Raw genomic sequence first — 17,787 nt, 5'->3', positions numbered from 1 at the left:
AAAGGACGGCATGGCCAAGCTGTACTTCCATTATGCGACGATGAATGCCGGCAAGACGACGATGCTGTTGCAGGCCTCGTATAATTACCGCGAGCGCGGCATGACGACGATGCTGTTCATCGCCGGCCACTACCGCAAGGGCGATACCGGGCTGATCTCGTCGCGCATCGGCCTGGAGACGGAAGCCGAGATGTTCCGCGACGGCGACGATCTGTTTGCCCGGGTCGCCGAGCATCACGACCACGCCACGGTCCATTGCGTCTTCGTCGATGAGGCGCAGTTCCTCGAAGAGGAGCAGGTCTGGCAACTCGCCCGCATCGCCGACCGGCTGAACGTCCCGGTCATGTGCTACGGCCTGCGCACCGATTTCCAAGGCAAGCTGTTTTCCGGATCGCGCACCCTGCTGGCAATCGCCGACGACCTGCGCGAGGTGCGCACCATCTGCCGTTGCGGCCGCAAGGCGACGATGGTGGTGCGCCTCGGCGCCGACGGCAAGGTGGCGAAACAGGGCGAACAGGTGGCGATCGGCAAGGATGTCTATGTCTCGCTCTGCCGCCGCCATTGGGAAGAAGAAATGGGCCGCGCCGTGCCCGACGATTTCATCGGCTTCACCAAAACCTGACCAGCGCTATTGCTTTCATCCGACCTCCCGGCCGACATTCGTTCACCAATCGCGCCATCGTGCGGCGCTTGTTTAAGGCCTGCTTGCTATTTCAGAACCTCTCAGCCAGAGCCGTCGGGGAGTTCCCATGCTTCGAGCCATTTCGTCTGCCGCTGCTTTCCTCATCGCCGGCGCTCTTGCCGCGCATGCCGACGGCGATGCCGCTCTCGGCAAGAAAGTCTTCAACAGATGCATGGCCTGTCATGAGGCCACGAGCGACCACGACAAGGTCGGCCCGCATCTGCTGGGTGTCGTCGGCCGCACCGCCGGCACCGCGGACAGTTATCTCAGCCGCTACTCGCAGGGGATGAAGGACGCCGGCGCCGCCGGCCTGGTCTGGGACGAAGCAAACCTCGCCGAATACCTGCGGGCGCCGCGGCAGAAGGTCCCCGGCAACAAAATGGCCTTCTCCGGCCTGACCAGCGACGACGACATCGCCAATGTCATCGCCTACCTCAAGGCCGATCCCAAGCCCTGAGCGTCGCTCCCGACCTAAAGTCCAGCCGCGGTTGAAGCGGTGTCTGACCAGACGGCAGTTACACCGTAATCATTGCCTGACTATCCTGCGGTCGGCCTCCTGAAATTCTTTTGTTTTCCTGTAATCCCATGTCTTCCGTCTTTCATTCGCCAAACCCGGCACATATATTCGCGGCGGTTTGCGAAACGAAACCGATGCCGAAGCGGGAGGCCCCAATGGCGACATTGCAGAATTTCGATGCCGAGATTGCCAAGACCAAGCAGGTCGTAGAGGACATGCGCACCAAGATCGAGCAGTCCGGTACTGTGCTCGACACGCTCGCCACCGCCGACAAGAAGATCGGCGACGCCAATTTCGACATCGAGAATGCCCGCATCGAGGACGTGCTGAAGCAGCAGAAGGTGATGGAAGGCAATATCGCCGACCTGATTATCGGCCTGGAGGACGCCACCAACGTCTTCGGCGCCGAATTCGAGAGCATGAAGAACTACACCGGCTGGGAAAATTTCGTCGGTGTCTTCTCCAGCCAGCGCAAGCAGCGCCTGCGCACCGACCGCGTCCGCAACATGTCGCTGGCCGGCAATCTGCAGGAGCTGCTGGCGAAATCCGACACCATCGTCGGCATCCTCAAGGCGCAGAAGCAGGTTCTCGACACGCGCTACAAGACCTCCGAGGCCAGCCTGTCGCAGGTGATCGAGCGCCGCAAGACCACCATGTCCAATCTCGAGACCGTGCAGAAACGCATCGAAGAACTCAACCCGATGCTGCTCGACATCGAGAACAAGATCGCCGCCTCGACCAGCCAGAAGGAGCGCACGCAGCTTGAAGGCGAACGCTCAAAACTGGCCACGGAATACAACGAGAAGCAGGCCAAGGAGCAGGAATTGCTGGCCGAAAGCCAGACGCTGGAGCGCTACACCTCGATGTTCCAGACCTTCGTTGATTCGCTCAACAACCAGATCGCGGCGCAATCGACGCTGATCAACAAGCTGACCATCGATACCGAACAGCGCATCGTTCTGTACAAGGCCCTGGAAGATTCGCTGAAGACCGCCGCCCAACAGGATGTCGCCCACAAGATCAACACGCTGGGCAGCCAGGTCGATAACACCGCCGAAGAGACCATGGCCGGCATTGGTGCCGCCTCGCAAAAGCACATCGGCGATCTGCTTGAAATGCACGAGAAGAACATGGTCGCCACCGCCGACATCCAGCGCCGCAAGAAGCTCGCCGACGATGCCTTCGCCCGCCGCTTCGACGATGTGATGAAGAAGCACAATTCGGCAAATTACGTGCAGTCGTAATTGCTGCACGTGCACTGCTCCCAAGGGCTGGCAGCATGACCCCCGAAAACGAAGCTGCGGCGCGCTATTTCTCGGCGATCGCGGCGGCACTTGGCGGCCTCGAAGTGTTCATGCGCGACGATCGCTCGCCGCTCTACCGGCACGGCATCGTCGCCAAGGTCGTCGCCGAATATATTGCGCGGCTCGACAAGTCGTTCTCGTGCTGGCGCAACCGGCTGGGCTTCACCGAGACGTTCCGCATCTCGCGCGCCGAAAGCGGTTTCCCGGTCTTCCAGAACCTGCTGGAGCTGGAAAACGACCGACTCCAGGCCGATGCGCGCCTCGCCAATCTCCCGCTGGCCGATGAGCTGCGCGAGGAAATGGCGGACTTCATCCTGCGCCACAAGGAATTTCCCGAAGCGCTGCAGAAGTCGATGGCCGAGCGGCTTTACCTCGAGGACGTCAAGAGCGAGACCACCTTCGGCCCGTTCACGCTGGCCCAGACGGTCAAGGTGTCGGTCAATCCGAAGACGCTGCGCCCCTATTATCTGGTCCACTGGGCCTGCTTCGACGGCAGCGCCAACCTGCCGCTTGTCTATATGGTGACGGTCGAGGATTCCTCGGACGACATGATCCGGCAGCTTGTCGACTCCAGTGGCAAACTTAATGAGAGGGTCGACATTCCGCTGCCGGTCGACGGCTTGCTCAATCCCGAGCTTGCCCACCGTTTCGACGATTTCACCGAGAAGAATTCCGCCTACGCGCTGTCGCCGGCGACCATCGCGGTCAACCTCGACAAGGATTTCGAGCCGCTGCATCCCAAGCAGCTGCGTCGCGTCGTGCTCGGCCCGTTCTATTCTGCAGGGATTACCGACAACAATTCGACGGTGAGCGAAGTGCTGGCCAAGGTGCGCAAGCCGGAAAACGCCTGGCTGCTGACCTGGACCATCCAGGAGGTCTTTTCCAAGGCCGAAAAGCCAGGCCGCAAGGGGCTGTTTTCGAGCGAAAAGACGACGCAGGAATTCTTCATCAATACCGACGATCTCGAGGCCGCGCGGCAAGGCGTGTCGAGCTATGAGAACCATGCGCTGATTCCGCACGAGGCCTATCAGGCGCTCTATGCCGCCGGCGAGGCGCAGAAGATCTTTTCGGGCTACAAGGTCCACATCCTGTCCAAAGGGCAGGTCATCAGCGACGTCTGACCATCAAATCGCGGAGCATCCTCCATGGACACCGGCCTGACCACCATCCCGGAAGCGGCAATTGAAAAGCACCGTGCCACTGCGCAAAGTTTCATCACTCGCATCGTCGTGCTGGAGGACCCATCGCGCGAGTCCGGCACCGCGCTTGCCGGCACCAACCGCCGCTTCGTCTCTACCGTCTCGGTCGGCTCGGTGCGCCGCACGCGCGAGGTCGAGCTCGCCAAAACCGTCGCCGCCGTCCATTCCGACGACCAGTTGCTGACCATCCAGCAGCACACGCTGTTGTTTCGCGCCCGGCGCGGCACAGCGATAGCGCTGGCCATATCGGATGTCTTCGCCGAAGGCTCGGACCTCGAAAGTCTGCAGGCGAAAAACGCCCGCGCGCCGCTCGAAGGCGATGAAGCTGCCACCTTCAAGAAGCTGCTGTCGGCCTCTGCCTACATCTCCGCCTTCAGCCTTGCCTCCTATTTGTTCCAGCTGATCGACAGCGACGGCGAGGCGCCGAACGACACGCCCGAGCCGGACTTTCTGTTCGACACGCCACAGGATGCGGTGAAGTCGATCGTGGCCGGGCTCGACAGGGCGATAGCAGGTTCGAAGGACGATGCCGAGCTGATGACCCGCGCCCGCGCCTTTGCCCGCGTCGCCATCGACGGGCTGTTGGCGCGAAAGGGCCGCTTCGACGGCATCGGCCCGTTCGAGAACGCGCATATCCGCATCGACGTCGACGATTTTACCCTTGACGGTTTCGACGTCGCGCCGGGTAAGCGGGCAAAGCCGCTGGTGATGACCTTCAAAAAACCGGAAGAGGTCGTCGGCAACCACATCGCCAAATACCAGTCGGTCAAGCTTGCCAAGATGCTGATGGCCTATGACTTCGAGCGCGAGCTGAACCCGTTCGTCGAGCTCGGCGGCTTCCTGTTCACTTTCATCGGCGATGGCGCGCCCGGCACCGGCAAGACAACCTTGATCCAGATGATCGCCGGTCTTCTCAATGGTTATTGCCAGCTCGCCGGTTATCCCTTCGCCTACGAGAATTTCGGCGTCGACCAGATCTCCTCCTACCAGGGCAAGTCGGGCCAGAACTGCCGCCAGTTCATCAACAATGTGCTGAACCCGCGCGTCATCGGCTTCGGCACCATCGACGATATCGACCAGGTGGCGGCACGCCGGTCCGACGACCGCGCCTCGGCCGGCCAGCAGGAAATCACCGGCGTCCTGATGGACGCCTTTGGAGGTGCGGCGACCGTGGTGCGCGGCAACTGCTCGTTCGGCATGTTCTCCAACTATCCCGAAAACGTCGACGACGCGCTACGCCAGCGCGCCGGCGCGCGCTGGCTGGTCGACGGCCCGCAGAGCCGCGACGACTACATCGACATCTTCGTTCTGCTCGCCGGCAAGAACCACAAGATCCCGCTCGGCGACCACAAGCTCTATGCGGCGCAAGAGATCCAGCGCGCGGTGATGGAAGCTTACGAGGAGCATGAGAAGCCACAGGAAGACGGGTTGATGAACGTCTATGAGCGCTACATGAAGGAGAATGGCGCGCCAAAGACGATGGCCGACATCGGCACTTATCTGCATATGATCAAGGATGCCGAGCCGCGCTTTACCGGTCGCGCCATCAAGAACGTTACCGATGCCATCAAGATGCGCGCCATGGACATCGAATTGCCGGACGAGTGGTTCGAAAAGCCGGAAGCCTTCATGCACAAGGGTTACGACGACAAGAAAGCGATGATCGAGGAGCTGCGCGGGCCATTCTCGATGGACATGGTCATGCAGGAGATCAACCGCTATGCGGATTCCGAATTCCGCTATTCCGACAAGTCCGACGATGCGACGGTGACCAAGATGATCCGCGACACCCGTCTGCGGGAGCGTGCCGTGCGCGAGATCGAGGAGATGAAGAAAAAGGGGCTGTGGAATGCGTGAGATGCGCCGACGCCCCCTTCTCCCCTTGTGGGAGACGGTGTCGCCGAAGGCGACGGATGAGGGGTATTCGTCAAGCTGGAACACCCCTCATCCGACCGAGCTTTGGTCGGCCACCTTCTCCCACAAGGGGAGAAGGAGCGTTCGCGCCCCTCATCCGCCGTTCGGACACCTTCTCCCCGTGAACGGGAAGAAGAAAGCATGAGCCCCGCCAAGAAGCCCGATCTGTTGCGCGACAACGAGCTGATCTACGGCCGGCTGCTGACGATCGACGAGCCGCACCTGATCCAGCGCTACAACAAGGCGATGGTCGCGTTCGGCTTGAAGCCGACCAAGCTGAAAAGCTTCGAGATCGATCGCACCGGCTTCTCGCCGCAGGTCGCCGAGGAATGCGGCGACTACAGCTACCTCGATCCGAACGAGGTCAACCGTCGCTTCATCATCCTGACGCCGTCGCAGATCGACCTGCCGGTGGTGCACACGGCGTTCTCCAACACTTCGCTGCTGATGTACGAGTTCATGTCCAAGAACCAGCGCGCCATCGATGCGCTGACGATCAAGGACGTCATCTACGGCGAGATCGAGGATTCAGTCCCCAAGGTCGACGACATCGAGGACCTGCTGTCGATCAATCAGGTCGAGTTCAAGGTGTTGTCGGCGGAGGATGTGCTCGGCAAGGCCGCCGAACTCGGCAAGCTGGTCGACCGGCTGAAGCAGGAGCCGGATGCCTGGCGCGACAACGCCATGCTGGCCCACATGGTCGACCTGGCGAAGATCTGCGGCGACATCCGCGAGAATGCGCTGGTGCCGGACCAGGTGATCTTCCGCCACAATGCCTATTGGACCAGCCATTTCGGCGGGCTCTATGTGTTTGTCGATCCGGACGTGACGACGGTGATCAGCGACCCGGCAGCGCCGGGCTTCCGCCGCTCGCGGCCATGGCAGGTGAGTTACCTTTCGATCCACGACGCCGACAAGGTATTCAAGTTCCTCGCCTCGACCGGCCGCCTCGAGTTGCCGCGCGCCTCATGGATCGAAACCTCCGGTTATCTCGAGCATCGCGCCGAAATGGTGGTGCGCGCGCTGATCCGCGACGCCGATCCCGACCGCAATCTGACCGACGTCGACAAGGTCTGGCTGCAGACCTGGATCCACGGCCATACCGATCTGATCACCAGGGACGGCAATTTTCCCTTCCTCAACGCCGCCAAGCGCGAGATCGCCCAGCTCGGCCATCTCAAGATCGAGGACGTGTTCCCGCAGCAGCGCTTCCTGGTCATCCGCGCCAAGCCGGATCATCCCGACGCCTGGCTGACCAACCAGCTGATTTCGGACTTCGTGCCGCAGGACTTCGTTTCGCGTTACGTCTTCAACAAGCCGGGCTTCTACAGGGACTATGAAGGCTTCAGCGACGCCTGGCGATCGCATGTTGTGGACGTTCTGAAAACCACATATCTGAAGGACAAGGTGGCGTTTCGCACACGCCTCTACGGCTTGACTGACTGAGGGGGTGACATCGCCATGCTTGATCCGATTGTGAATTTCTTCACCCGGATTTTCCAGTGGATTGGCCGCGGCATCGGCCTGCTTATCGGCGCGATCCTGTGGCCGTTCCTGTGGGCGGGGCGCTGGTACACGCAACGCGGCTGGATCCTGAAGGCGGTGCTCGGCCTGGCTGTGCTCGTGCTGATCGGCCTCTATGTCAACTTCTTCTACGCCACCCAGTGGTGGAACAATTTCGACCCGAATTACGTCGACAAATACACGTTCGAAAAACGCAACAGCTCCGCCGGTGAACAGGTTTCCGCCGGCGCCGGCACCGACACGGCCAAGACCTGCGGAAATTCAGCCATTGCCGAGGTCGCTGCCGACCTGACCGACTTCAACGTCAACCAGAATGCCTGGGTGTCGTCGATGATCCTCTACAAGCTCGGCCTGTTCGGCATCGACTGGGACCACACGCCGTTCATGGACAACAAGGCGTCGTTCCAGCGCGGCATCAACCAGGCGGTGCGGCGCACGGCGACCGAGCTTGCCGACAATCTCGGCCGCGTCCGCACCACCTCGCAGATCGACGCCGACCTGCAGGACGCCCGCGGCAATCTACAGTTCGATGAGGAAACCTGGTATTTCGGCTTGTACCCGTTCGGGCCCAAGACGCCGACGCCGAGCTACTATCGCGACGCGGTGCGCAAGCTGCGTTCCTTCAACGCCCGCCTCGCAGCCTGCCAGGCGACGTTCGATGCCCGCGCCGACAATCTCAAGCAGTATATCGACCGCATCTCGTCCGACATCGGTTCGACCTCGGCGATCCTCAAGGAGCGTGCCGAAAACCACAATAATGGCTGGTTCGACACACGCGCCGACGACCGCTTCTGGTTCGCCTATGGCCAGCTCTATGCCTATTACGGGCTGATGAAGGGCGCACAGGCCGACTTCGAGGACGTCATCAAGGAAAAGCACCTGCAGAACCTGTGGGATACGATGGACGCGCAATTCGTCTCGGCGCTGCGCATCCAGCCCTTCATCATCGCCAATGGCCGCGAGGACGGCTGGCTGTTGCCGACACATCTGACGACGATGGGGTTTTACATACTCAGGGTGCGCTCGAACATGGTCGAGATCAGCAACGTGCTGACGCAGTAGCGGATCGTCCCGCACAGCCGGCGCTGGTGAATTTGCGCCGTTGCTTCTGTCGCTTTTCGCGTATTACGCGGCTGTTTTGAGACGGCGGAACCGCGCCTGCTCTGGCTTCTATACGGCGCGGCAACCGGCGCGAAAAGAACCTGTAGCAGGGCAGCCGGCCGCAGAGGCATTTTCTTCATAGGAAACATAGTTGCATGAAAGTTGACGCCGCGGCAGCGACAGGGGTAGAACATGCCCGCGCCTGCAATGCCGGGCTATTCTTGCGACCACACTAGTCAAATCCGTCCAATTCAGAGGGAAGTCGTCCATGGCCGAAGTGAAGTCCGACATCGAGATCGCGCGCGGCGCCAGGAAGAAGCAGATCCAGGAGATCGGCCAGAAGATCGGCATTCCGAGCGAACATCTTCTGCCCTACGGCCACGACAAGGCGAAGATCTCGGCCGAGTTCATCAAGTCGGTGAAGGGCAACAAGGATGGCAAGCTGATCCTCGTCACCGCCATCAACCCGACACCGGCCGGCGAAGGCAAGACGACGACGACGGTGGGCTTGGGCGATGGCCTCAACCGCATCGGCAAGAAGGCCATCGTATGCATCCGCGAGGCTTCGCTCGGACCGAATTTCGGCGTCAAGGGCGGTGCCGCCGGCGGCGGCTACGCGCAGGTCGTGCCGATGGAGGACATGAACCTCCACTTCACCGGCGATTTCCATGCCATCACCACCGCCCATAACTTGCTGTCGGCGCTGATCGACAACCACATCTATTGGGGCAACGAGCTCGGCATCGACACCCGCCGTGTCGTCTGGCGCCGCGTCATGGACATGAACGACCGGTCGCTGCGCGAGATCATCTGTTCGCTCGGCGGCGTCGCCAACGGTTTCCCGCGCGAGGCCGGTTTCGACATCACAGTCGCCTCGGAAGTCATGGCCATCCTGTGCCTGTCGACCGACCTGAAGGACCTGGAAAAGCGCCTCGGCGACATCATCGTCGCCTATCGTCGCGACAAGTCGGCCGTCTATGCGCGCGACCTCAAGGCCGACGGCGCCATGGCCGTACTCTTGAAGGATGCCATGCAGCCCAATCTCGTGCAGACGCTGGAGAACAACCCGGCCTTCGTCCATGGCGGCCCCTTCGCCAACATCGCGCATGGCTGCAACTCCGTCGTTGCCACGACGACGGCGCTGAAGCTTGCCGACTACGTCGTCACCGAAGCCGGTTTCGGCGCCGATCTCGGTGCCGAAAAGTTCTTCGACATCAAATGCCGCAAGGCCGGCCTGAGGCCCGCCGCGGCGGTCATCGTCGCCACGGTTCGCGCCATGAAGATGAATGGCGGCGTCAAGAAGGAGGACCTCGGCAAGGAGAACGTCGAGGCGGTCAAGAAGGGCTGCGCCAATCTCGGCCGCCACATCGAGAACATCCGTCAGTTCGGTGTGCCGGCTGTGGTCGCCATCAACCATTTCTACTCCGACACAGAGGCCGAGATCCAGGCGATGAAGGACTACGTTGCCTCGATGGGCGAAGAGGCGATCCTGTGCAAGCACTGGGCTCAGGGATCGGCCGGCATCGAGGAACTGGCCAAAAGAGTCGTGGCGTTGGCCGAATCCGGCGCGTCGCAATTCGCCCCGCTCTATCCCGACGCCATGCCGCTGTTCGAGAAGATCAACACCATCGTCCAGCGCATCTATCGCGGTTCCGAAGCGATCGCCGACAAATCGGTGCGCGACCAACTCCACGCCTGGGAGCACGCCGGCTACGGTCATTTGCCGGTCTGCATGGCCAAGACGCAATATTCCTTCTCCACCGATCCGAATCTGCGCGGCGCGCCGACCGGCCACACCGTACCGGTGCGCGAGGTCAGGCTGTCTGCCGGCGCCGGCTTCGTCGTCATCATCTGCGGCGAGGTGATGACCATGCCCGGCCTGCCCAAAGCGCCATCCTCGGAAAAGATTTTCCTGAACGAAATGGGCCAGATCGAAGGCCTGTTTTAGGGATAATCAACGCTTGAACGGCAAAGGGCGCCGCAACGCTGCGGCGCCCTTTTGGCGACTTCGCGACGAGCTCGTCCCTAAGCCGCGCTTCGCGCCAGCGCGCGCTGGTTGGAGGCATAGGGTGTGTCGTGCTGGGGTACCACGCCGGTCTTCAGACAATCGATCCACTCGGCGGTCTTGAGAACGGCCGCGAAGCGCGACTGCAGGACGATCGTCACCACGCGATGGATTTCCTCCCCCGAAGCGTAGCCGGCGCTGTTGGCGTACGGCAATGACCCCGTTGCGTCCGACAGGAACTCGACCTCAAAACCCATATGCACGGCGTGGATGACCGTCGACAGGTCGCAATTATGCGTCATGTAGCCGATGACCGTGATCGTATCGATAGAGTTGGCGCGCAGCCACTCCTCGAGGTCCGTGCCGGTGAAGGCGCTGGGCAAGTTCTTTTCGATGTAGTGGTCACGGTTTCGCCTGGCGATTTCCGGGTGCAACTCGGCGCCATGGCTGCCCTTGGCGAAGACCGGTGAGGTTTCCGGCGCCAACTGTTTGATGACCACCACCTTGACGCCTGCCTCGGTGGCCGCATCCATCGCTCGCGCCACATTGACGACGCTGTCGCGGAAGGGCGGATGCTGGATGGCGAGATTGCCGCCGTCATAGTCGTTTTGAACATCGATGACGATGAGGGCGCGGCGTGGAGCTTTGCCTTTGGCTGGTTGCGACATGGGGTTTCCTTTCCCGTTGGACATTGATGGGTGGACGATAAGCTCGGCACCGGATTGCAAAAAGTGTCCCGATTGACATTATTCGAAAGAATTGGGACAATCGGCCTCACCCGTTGCTGGAGCTCCCATGACCGATCCTGCCGTTGCCGCCATCGCCTTCGATGGCATCAGCCCGTTTCATCTCTCCGTGCCGTGTCTCGTGTTCGGCGCGGATCGCACGGAGCTCGGCCTGCCGCGCTTCGACTTCCGGGTCTGCGCGATTGAGGACGGGCCGATCCGCACCGATGCCAGGCTGACCATCAGCGTCCCGCACGGGCTTTCCGCGCTCGATGACGCCGACATCGTCATCGTGCCAAGCTGGAAAGATCTCGGGAGCTCGCCTCCAGCGGCATTGATCGACGCGTTGCTTGGCGCGCACGAGCGCGGCGCGCTGATCGTCGGACTGTGCTTGGGAACGTTCGCTGTTGCGGCGACCGGACTGCTTTCGGGGCGGCGAGCGGCGACGCACTGGGCCTACGCGGATCAGCTGCAGGAACTCTATCCCGACATTCTCGTCGAACCGGAAGTGCTCTACATCGACAATGGCGATGTCGTGACATCCGCCGGCGTCGCCGCCGGGCTCGACTGCTGCCTGCACGTCGTACGGGCTCGTTACGGCGCGGAGGCGGCACTTCGCCTTGCCCGGCAGATCGTGCTTTCTCCGCACAGGCAGGGCGGGCAGGCGCAATTCATCGAACGTCCCATCGCCAGGACCGGCAATGCGGACCGCTTCACCCAGGCTCTCGAAGCGGTGCGCAAAACCCTGGGTGAGCCGCACAGTCTGGACAGCGTTGCCGGTCACGCCGGCCTCACCCGCCGGACGTTCACGCGCCGTTTCCAGAAAACGATCGGCACCAGTTTCGGCGACTGGCTGACCGACCAGCGCGTCCAGCTGGCGCAACGGCTGCTGGAAGCAACGGAAAAATCGATGGACACGGTTGCCTTCGAGGCCGGCTTCGGCAGCGCTACCTCGCTGCGCCAGCATTTCGCAGCGCGCCTCAGAACCTCGCCGGCGCAATACCGGCGCGAATTCTCGAAGAGTGCTCAGGAGGAGCGCGTGGCGCACATGCCGAGGTGAAATTCGGCTCGCGCTCGATTCCAGGGCAATCGCTTCAGTGCCGACGTTGGACTGCCATCTGGCCCGAGTAGGCTATCTTTTCTCTCGAAGCGATTGCCCTGCTCTCGATCCTGTCGTGCTTGAAAGGCTCTGCGTCATCTGTCATATATTAAAGCGACAGATGACGCGAAGAGGGCTCGCCGTGGCGATGGCATTGGAAAAGGCTGCGCCAGCAGCAAAAAACAATGAACTTCAGAAGGTGGCGAAATTGCTAGGCGGCAGCCGCATTCTGGCAAGGCGCCTCAGCAGCGCTTTGGATGCCCACGAGTTGCTTCTGCACGGCCTGCCGGCTTCAGCGCTGGACCATCTTATCGGGCAACTCGTCTTCATCCAGAAGACCGATTCGCTGGAGAAGGCCGTCGGCATGAGCCTGCGCACCTACCAGCGCCGCAAGGATGCTCCGTCCAAGCCTCTCAGTCAGGACCAGAGCGGACGCACCTGGAAGTTCGCGGAGATCCTGTCGAAAGCGACCGACGTGTTCGGTTCGCAGGCGGAGGCAGAGCAATGGCTGGAGCGCCCGGCGATTGGGCTCGACCAGCGTCGTCCAATCGACCTTCTGGCGACGCCGGCGGGGATCGAGCTTGTAGAAGACTATCTGGAACGGCTTGAATATGGCGTTTATGCATGACGCCGCTGCCGGCGGCGCTTGGTGGCTCCGACCTCATCGGATGGCGCCTCGATCAAGCCGCGTTTGCGCCTACATGGGATAGTGGCGAGGGCGCATACAGGGTGGGCGGACGCTGGAACAGCAAGGGCGTGCGCGCCGTCTACTGCTCGATCGATCCGTCGACTGCGATCCTCGAGGTTGCGGTTCATAAGGGCTTCAGGGCGCTCGACACGATAGCGCATGTCATGACGGCAGCGATCGTCAGCGATGTCGCGGATGTGCATATCGTCGACCCCGCCGCCGTGCCCAACCCCAACTGGTTGCGCCTAGGCATTCCGAGCTCCGGGCAACAGGCGTTTGGCGACGATCTTCTGCAACGGCACCGGTTCGTGGTAATTCCGAGCGCGGTATCGCAGCGTAGCTGGAACCTGATCTTCGACGCGAGCCTCGCCAGAGGGGCATACGCCATGAAGACCCAGGAGGCGTTTGCGCTCGACACACGGTTGCATCCACCTGCGGCCAAGTGACATAGCCGCCCCCATGTCCATCAGAACGAGGACGTGACCGGCAACAGAAGCACGGTGCTCAGTTGTTGCTGATTACCCGTGCCGGATTGCCAACCACCGTGGTGTTCGCCGCGACGTCGCGCGTAACCACAGAACCGGCGCCGACGATAGCGCCATCGCCGATCCTGACTCCGCCGAGGATGACGGTACTGCCGCCGATCCAGGCATTGTCGCCGATCTCGACCGGCTTGGCGATCTCCAGCCCTGCCCGTCGCCCGGCAGCCTCCTTGTGGTGCTCGGCGCAATAGATCTGCACATTCGGGCCGAGCAGCGTTCCCTTGCCGATGCGCACTGGCGCCGTATCGAGAATGATGCAGCCGGCATTGAGAAAAACGCGGTCGCCGAGAAAGATGTTGAAGCCATAAGCGCAGTGGAACTGCGCCTCGATCCGGGCGCCCTCGCCCGCAGCGCCGAGCAGCGTCCGCAATTCAGGCCCGATGTCGCGACGCTGCCGGGGCGGCAGGCTGTTGTGCTCGAACACCGCGTCTCGCGCCGTGATGCGCAACGCCTCCAGTTCCGGATCGAGGCAGCAATACCACTCGCCCGCCGCCATTTTCATGCGTTCGCTTCCGGCCATGGCTGCAACTCCAGTTTCAACTTTGCCAAAGCACAAGTGGTGAAAATACGGAAGCGCCGGCGGCGACACCACCTCTGGTCAAATACCGGACCTATGGTAGCCTGCCCTCTCGGATACGTCCCAAGCCGCCATCGAGGGATCAATCATGCTGTACATTTTTGCACTCCTGATTGGCATCGTTGCCGGGCTTCGCGCCATGACCGCGCCCGCCGCGGTTGCCTGGGGCGCCTGGCTTGGCTGGTTGCCGGTCGCCGGCACCTGGGCGAGCTTCATGGGCCACTGGATCGCCGTCGGCATCTTCACCATCCTGGCCATCGCCGAACTGGTCACCGACCAGCTGCCCTCGGCGCCGAGCCGCAAGGTGCCGCAGCAATTCGGCACGCGCATCGTCTTGGGCGCTTTCACGGGCGCGGTGATCGGCGCCACCGGTGGCGCCATCATCGGCGGCCTGATCGCCGGCGCCATCGGCGCGGTGATCGGCACGCTGGGCGGCGCCGAGGCGCGCAAGCGCCTGGCCACCGCCTTCGGCAAGGACCCGCCGGCCGCCTTCATCGAGGACGCTGTGGCGATCGTCGGCGGGCTTCTGATCGTGGCGGCGGTGGCATGACGGCAAAGACATTCGACGCCATTATCGTCGGTGCCGGGCAGGCCGGCCCACCGCTCGCCGGCAGGCTGAATGCGGCCGGCATGAGCGTGGCGCTGATCGAGCGAAAGCTGGTCGGCGGCACTTGCGTCAACACCGGCTGCACGCCGACCAAAACGATGGTGGCAAGCGCCTATGCCACGCATCTCGCCCGCTCCGCCGCGGATTACGGGGTGACGCTATCCGGTCCCGTCGGCGTAAACTACAAGGCGATCAAGGCGCGCAAGGACAAGGTCTCCAATGACGCCCGCGGCAATCTCGAAGACTGGATTGCCGGCATGGACAAATGCACGCTCTATCGCGGCCATGCGCGCTTCGTAAGCGCCAACACGGTGCGCGTCGGCGACGATCTGCTGAGCGCCGAAAAGATATTCCTCAACACCGGCGGGCGCGCCTCGGTGCCCGACCTGCCCGGCATCGACGGCATTTCTTACCTGACCAATTCCTCGATGATGGATCTCGACGTGCTGCCGCGCCATCTCATCGTTGTCGGCGGCAGCTATGTCTCGCTCGAATTCGCGCAGATGTTCCGCCGCTTCGGTTCCGAAGTCACGGTCATCGAAAAAAGCCCGCGTCTGATCGGTCGCGAGGACGAGGATGTCTCGGACGCCATTTTGTCGATCCTCGAAAACGAAGCCATTGCCGTCCATCTCGGCGCCGACGACATCCGCTTCGCCAGGCGAGGCAACGAAATCGCCGTGACCTTCTCGCCAGGCAAGGCGGCTGCGGTCGGCTCGCATGTGCTGCTGGCGCTCGGCCGCACGCCAAACACCGACGATCTCGGCCTCGACAAGGCCGGCGTTGAGGTCGACAAACGCGGCTTCATCGTCGTCGACGACCAGTTGCGCACCAGCGTGCCCGGCATCTGGGCGATGGGCGACTGCAACGGCAAGGGCGCCTTCACCCACACCTCGTACAACGATTACGAGATCGTCGCCGCCAACCTGCTCGACAACGATCCGCGCAAGGTCAGCGACCGCATCGAGGCCTATGCGCTCTATATCGACCCACCACTCGGCCGCTGCGGCATGACCGAAGCCGCGGTAAGGAAATCCGGCCGCCGCGCCTTGGTCGGCCAGCGGCCAATGACCCGCGTCAGCCGTGCAGTCGAAAAAGGTGAGACGCAAGGCTTCATGAAGATCCTGGTCGATGCCGACACCAAGGAGATCCTCGGCTGTTCGGTGCTCGGCCCGGGCGGCGACGAGGCGGTGCACTGCGTGCTCGACCTGATGTATGCCAAGGCGCCGGTCAGCACGCTGGCGTGCGCCGTGCACATCCACCCGAATGTCTCGGAGCTTCTGCCGACCATCGCCCAGGAACTCAAGCCGCTGGTGTGACGGCCGGGTAGAATCGTGCGCCCATGGCGGCGCCGGCTGGACCAATCGACAGCCCAGCGGCAAAAGGGCATGTGTTCCGCCTCTTCTCCCGGAGGCATCCCATGCAGAAGTCCATCGAACGCGTCGCCGGCGACAGCGAAGGCGTTTCCTACGAATTCCCCGTCTTCCGCTTCGCCGGAACGGACAAGACGGCGCCTTCCGTCTATCTGCAGGCGGCACTTCATGCCGGCGAATTGCCGGGCGTCGTCGCCATCGACACGCTGATGCCGATGCTCAGCAAGGCGGAAGCCGAAGGCCGCATCACCGGCAATATGACCATCGTGCCCTGGGCTAATCCGATCGGCCGCGCGCAATATCTTTACGGCGACCATCAGGGCCGCTTTCATCTGGGCACGCGCACCAATTTCAATCGCGGCTTTCCGCGGCTCGCCGCGCCCGACCTCACGCTGCTGCCGACGCACGGCACGGTCGACCAGCGGCTGAAAACGCGGCTGCTGCAGCTCTCCATCGGCCACGACATCGTGCTCGACCTGCATTGCGACGATGAGGGCCTCGCCTATCTTTACGTCCACACCAGCCTGTGGCCGGCCATGGCGGATTGTGCAGCGGCCATGGGCGTCGACGCGGTGATGCTGTGGGACGAAGACCCCGACGGCACCTTCGAAGGCGCCTCGATCATGCCGTATCAGAACGTTCCCGCCGACGTCGCGTGCCTCGACCGGCGCGTCGCCACCACCGTCGAATATCGCGGCATACTCGATGTCGACGGCGCCCTCGCCGGCGCCGATGCCGAAGGGCTCTACCGGCTGCTGGTGGCGCGCGACGTCATCCAGGATCAGGCGCTGCCCGCGCCTGGCAGCTTCGTTGGGCTCGTCGCGCCGCTCGAAAACATCGAGATGATGCCGGCGCCCCGCTCGGGCGCGATCCTTTACGACGTGAAGCCGGGCGACCGCGTCACCAAGGGTGCGCGCCTTGCCACCATCGTCCACGCGCCCGGCGAGCCCGACGGCCGCACGGAAGTGTTGGCGCCGCAGGCGGGCCTCATCCTGACGCGGCGTTCCCGCCGCATCATCCGCGCCGGCGAAAACCTCTTGAAGCTGGTCGGCGACGGGACGAGCGCCGATGCAAGGTCGGGAACGCTGGACGACTGACGCACCCCGCCAGGCTACCCCGAAATCGCCTGTCGCGCCTTGGCCTCCAGCCATTCGGCCATCTGCCGGTACGGCACCGGACCATGGCTCACGCGGGCGACGCCGAGTTCGGCAAGCCTCTGGCGCGGCGGCACATGCGCCAGGGCAATGATGTTGACCGGCAATGCCGTTGCCTCGCAGAGCGCCTCGATCAGGCCTTCATCGGCAAGCCCCGGCGCAAAGAAGCCATGCGCTCCGGCCCTTTCGTAGGCGTGCGCCCGCTCGATCGCCTGATCGAGAAGAGCCTTGTCGTGCGCATTCGGTTTAGTCTTCAGGAAAATGTCGGTTCGGGTGTTAATGAAGGCCGGGATACCCGACGTCTTCACCGCCGCTGCAGCCGCTTCGATGCGCCTCACCTGTATGGCGATGTCGTGCAGCCCACTGCCGCCGACGATCTGATCCTCGAAATTAAAGCCGACGGCTCCAGCCTGCACGGCGAGCGTCACGCTGCGGGCGACAACCTCCGGAGCGACCCCGTAACCCCCCTCAAGGTCCATGGTTACCGGCACATCCACCGCCGCAACGATGCGTTTGATGTTTTCGAGCGCCAGTTCCAACGGGATTTTCTCGCCATCGGCGAATCCGAAAGCGGCCGCGACCGGCCAGCTTCCGGTGGCGATGGCCTTGGCCCCTGCTTTCTCGATGATCTTGGCGGAGCCTGGGTCCCAGGCGTTGTAGAGGACAATCGGGTTTCCCTTGACATGGAGGGAATGGAACGTCCGTGCGCGGTCGAACTGCTGGGTCATTTGATGTTTTCCCGTCTTCCTGCTGTTTGATGCAGAGTCTAGGCAGGACTG

The 17,787-nt window shown here is 62.5% G+C and carries 17 protein-coding genes; 14 read left to right on the top strand and 3 right to left on the bottom strand.

Annotated features, from left to right (window positions below):
* Nucleotides 1–10: 10 nt before the first annotated feature.
* From NKI54_RS02630 to NKI54_RS02595, 8 genes are all read left to right on the top strand, one after another.
* Entirely contained in the window at nt 11–622 is a 612-nt protein-coding gene (locus NKI54_RS02630; RefSeq protein WP_352690600.1) for a thymidine kinase, read from the top strand.
* A gap of 127 nt (nt 623–749) precedes the next feature.
* Complete coding sequence (locus NKI54_RS02625; RefSeq protein WP_023679507.1) at nt 750–1,139, top strand: c-type cytochrome; 390 nt, start codon at nt 750–752, stop codon at nt 1,137–1,139.
* A gap of 215 nt (nt 1,140–1,354) precedes the next feature.
* On the top strand, nt 1,355–2,443 hold the full coding sequence (locus tag NKI54_RS02620; protein ID WP_352450536.1) for a hypothetical protein: 1,089 nt from the start codon (nt 1,355–1,357) through the stop codon (nt 2,441–2,443).
* Nucleotides 2,444–2,478: 35 nt separating this feature from the next.
* Nucleotides 2,479–3,624 carry a hypothetical protein gene (locus NKI54_RS02615; protein WP_352565770.1) on the top strand — a complete coding sequence of 382 codons (1,146 nt, stop codon included), beginning with the start codon at nt 2,479–2,481 and terminating at the stop codon, nt 3,622–3,624.
* Nucleotides 3,625–3,648: 24 nt separating this feature from the next.
* The gene (locus NKI54_RS02610) at nt 3,649–5,559 is read left to right on the top strand and encodes an AAA family ATPase (RefSeq protein ID WP_352690599.1); all 1,911 of its coding nucleotides are present in this window, start codon (nt 3,649–3,651) and stop codon (nt 5,557–5,559) included.
* Between the two features lie 198 nt (nt 5,560–5,757).
* On the top strand, nt 5,758–7,062 hold the full coding sequence (locus tag NKI54_RS02605; protein WP_352690597.1) for a DUF6638 family protein: 1,305 nt from the start codon (nt 5,758–5,760) through the stop codon (nt 7,060–7,062).
* Nucleotides 7,063–7,077: 15 nt separating this feature from the next.
* Nucleotides 7,078–8,202: a DUF2333 family protein gene (locus NKI54_RS02600; protein ID WP_352690595.1), complete on the top strand. Its 1,125-nt coding sequence runs from the start codon at nt 7,078–7,080 to the stop codon at nt 8,200–8,202.
* A gap of 307 nt (nt 8,203–8,509) precedes the next feature.
* The gene (locus NKI54_RS02595; RefSeq protein WP_352466802.1) at nt 8,510–10,189 is read left to right on the top strand and encodes a formate--tetrahydrofolate ligase; all 1,680 of its coding nucleotides are present in this window, start codon (nt 8,510–8,512) and stop codon (nt 10,187–10,189) included.
* A 77-nt stretch (nt 10,190–10,266) separates the two neighbouring features.
* Here NKI54_RS02595 and NKI54_RS02590 read toward each other — a convergent pair whose 3' ends face one another.
* Complete coding sequence (locus NKI54_RS02590) at nt 10,267–10,914, bottom strand: cysteine hydrolase family protein (RefSeq protein WP_023679515.1); 648 nt, start codon at nt 10,912–10,914, stop codon at nt 10,267–10,269.
* Between the two features lie 127 nt (nt 10,915–11,041).
* Between NKI54_RS02590 and NKI54_RS02585 the strand changes: the two genes are divergently transcribed.
* The 3 genes from NKI54_RS02585 to NKI54_RS02575 all read left to right on the top strand — a co-directional run bounded on the left by NKI54_RS02585 (nt 11,042) and on the right by NKI54_RS02575 (nt 13,204).
* Complete coding sequence (locus NKI54_RS02585; protein WP_352690594.1) at nt 11,042–12,031, top strand: helix-turn-helix domain-containing protein; 990 nt, start codon at nt 11,042–11,044, stop codon at nt 12,029–12,031.
* A 187-nt stretch (nt 12,032–12,218) separates the two neighbouring features.
* Nucleotides 12,219–12,698, top strand: coding sequence for a type II RES/Xre toxin-antitoxin system antitoxin (parS, locus tag NKI54_RS02580; protein ID WP_352638288.1), 480 nt, complete (start codon nt 12,219–12,221; stop codon nt 12,696–12,698).
* A complete protein-coding gene (locus NKI54_RS02575) occupies nt 12,695–13,204 on the top strand; it encodes an RES family NAD+ phosphorylase (protein WP_352690591.1) in 510 nt (169 codons plus the stop codon). The genes parS and NKI54_RS02575 overlap by 4 nt, the downstream gene beginning before the upstream one ends.
* Nucleotides 13,205–13,262: 58 nt before the next feature.
* Here NKI54_RS02575 and NKI54_RS02570 read toward each other — a convergent pair whose 3' ends face one another.
* A complete protein-coding gene (locus NKI54_RS02570) occupies nt 13,263–13,820 on the bottom strand; it encodes a sugar O-acetyltransferase (RefSeq protein ID WP_352690589.1) in 558 nt (185 codons plus the stop codon).
* A gap of 145 nt (nt 13,821–13,965) precedes the next feature.
* Between NKI54_RS02570 and NKI54_RS02565 the strand changes: the two genes are divergently transcribed.
* The 3 genes from NKI54_RS02565 (at nt 13,966) to NKI54_RS02555 (ending at nt 16,951) form a co-directional block, all read left to right on the top strand.
* Nucleotides 13,966–14,427 (top strand): DUF4126 domain-containing protein, encoded by a 462-nt coding sequence (locus NKI54_RS02565; protein WP_352690587.1) that lies wholly within the window; start codon nt 13,966–13,968, stop codon nt 14,425–14,427.
* Nucleotides 14,424–15,800, top strand: coding sequence for an FAD-containing oxidoreductase (locus tag NKI54_RS02560; RefSeq protein WP_352690585.1), 1,377 nt, complete (start codon nt 14,424–14,426; stop codon nt 15,798–15,800). The genes NKI54_RS02565 and NKI54_RS02560 overlap by 4 nt, the downstream gene beginning before the upstream one ends.
* Nucleotides 15,801–15,901: 101 nt before the next feature.
* Nucleotides 15,902–16,951, top strand: a complete 1,050-nt coding sequence (locus tag NKI54_RS02555) for a M14 family metallopeptidase (protein WP_352690583.1) — start codon at nt 15,902–15,904, stop codon at nt 16,949–16,951.
* Between the two features lie 14 nt (nt 16,952–16,965).
* Here the strand turns inward: NKI54_RS02555 and NKI54_RS02550 are convergent, their stop codons facing one another.
* Nucleotides 16,966–17,736 (bottom strand): isocitrate lyase/PEP mutase family protein, encoded by a 771-nt coding sequence (locus tag NKI54_RS02550; protein ID WP_352456438.1) that lies wholly within the window; start codon nt 17,734–17,736, stop codon nt 16,966–16,968.
* Between the last annotated feature and the right edge of the window lie 51 nt (nt 17,737–17,787).

Origin of the sequence: Mesorhizobium sp. M0663, assembly GCF_040320585.1 — a bacterium.
GTDB lineage: Bacteria > Pseudomonadota > Alphaproteobacteria > Rhizobiales > Rhizobiaceae > Mesorhizobium.
This window is presented reverse-complemented; position numbering and strand designations above follow the sequence as displayed.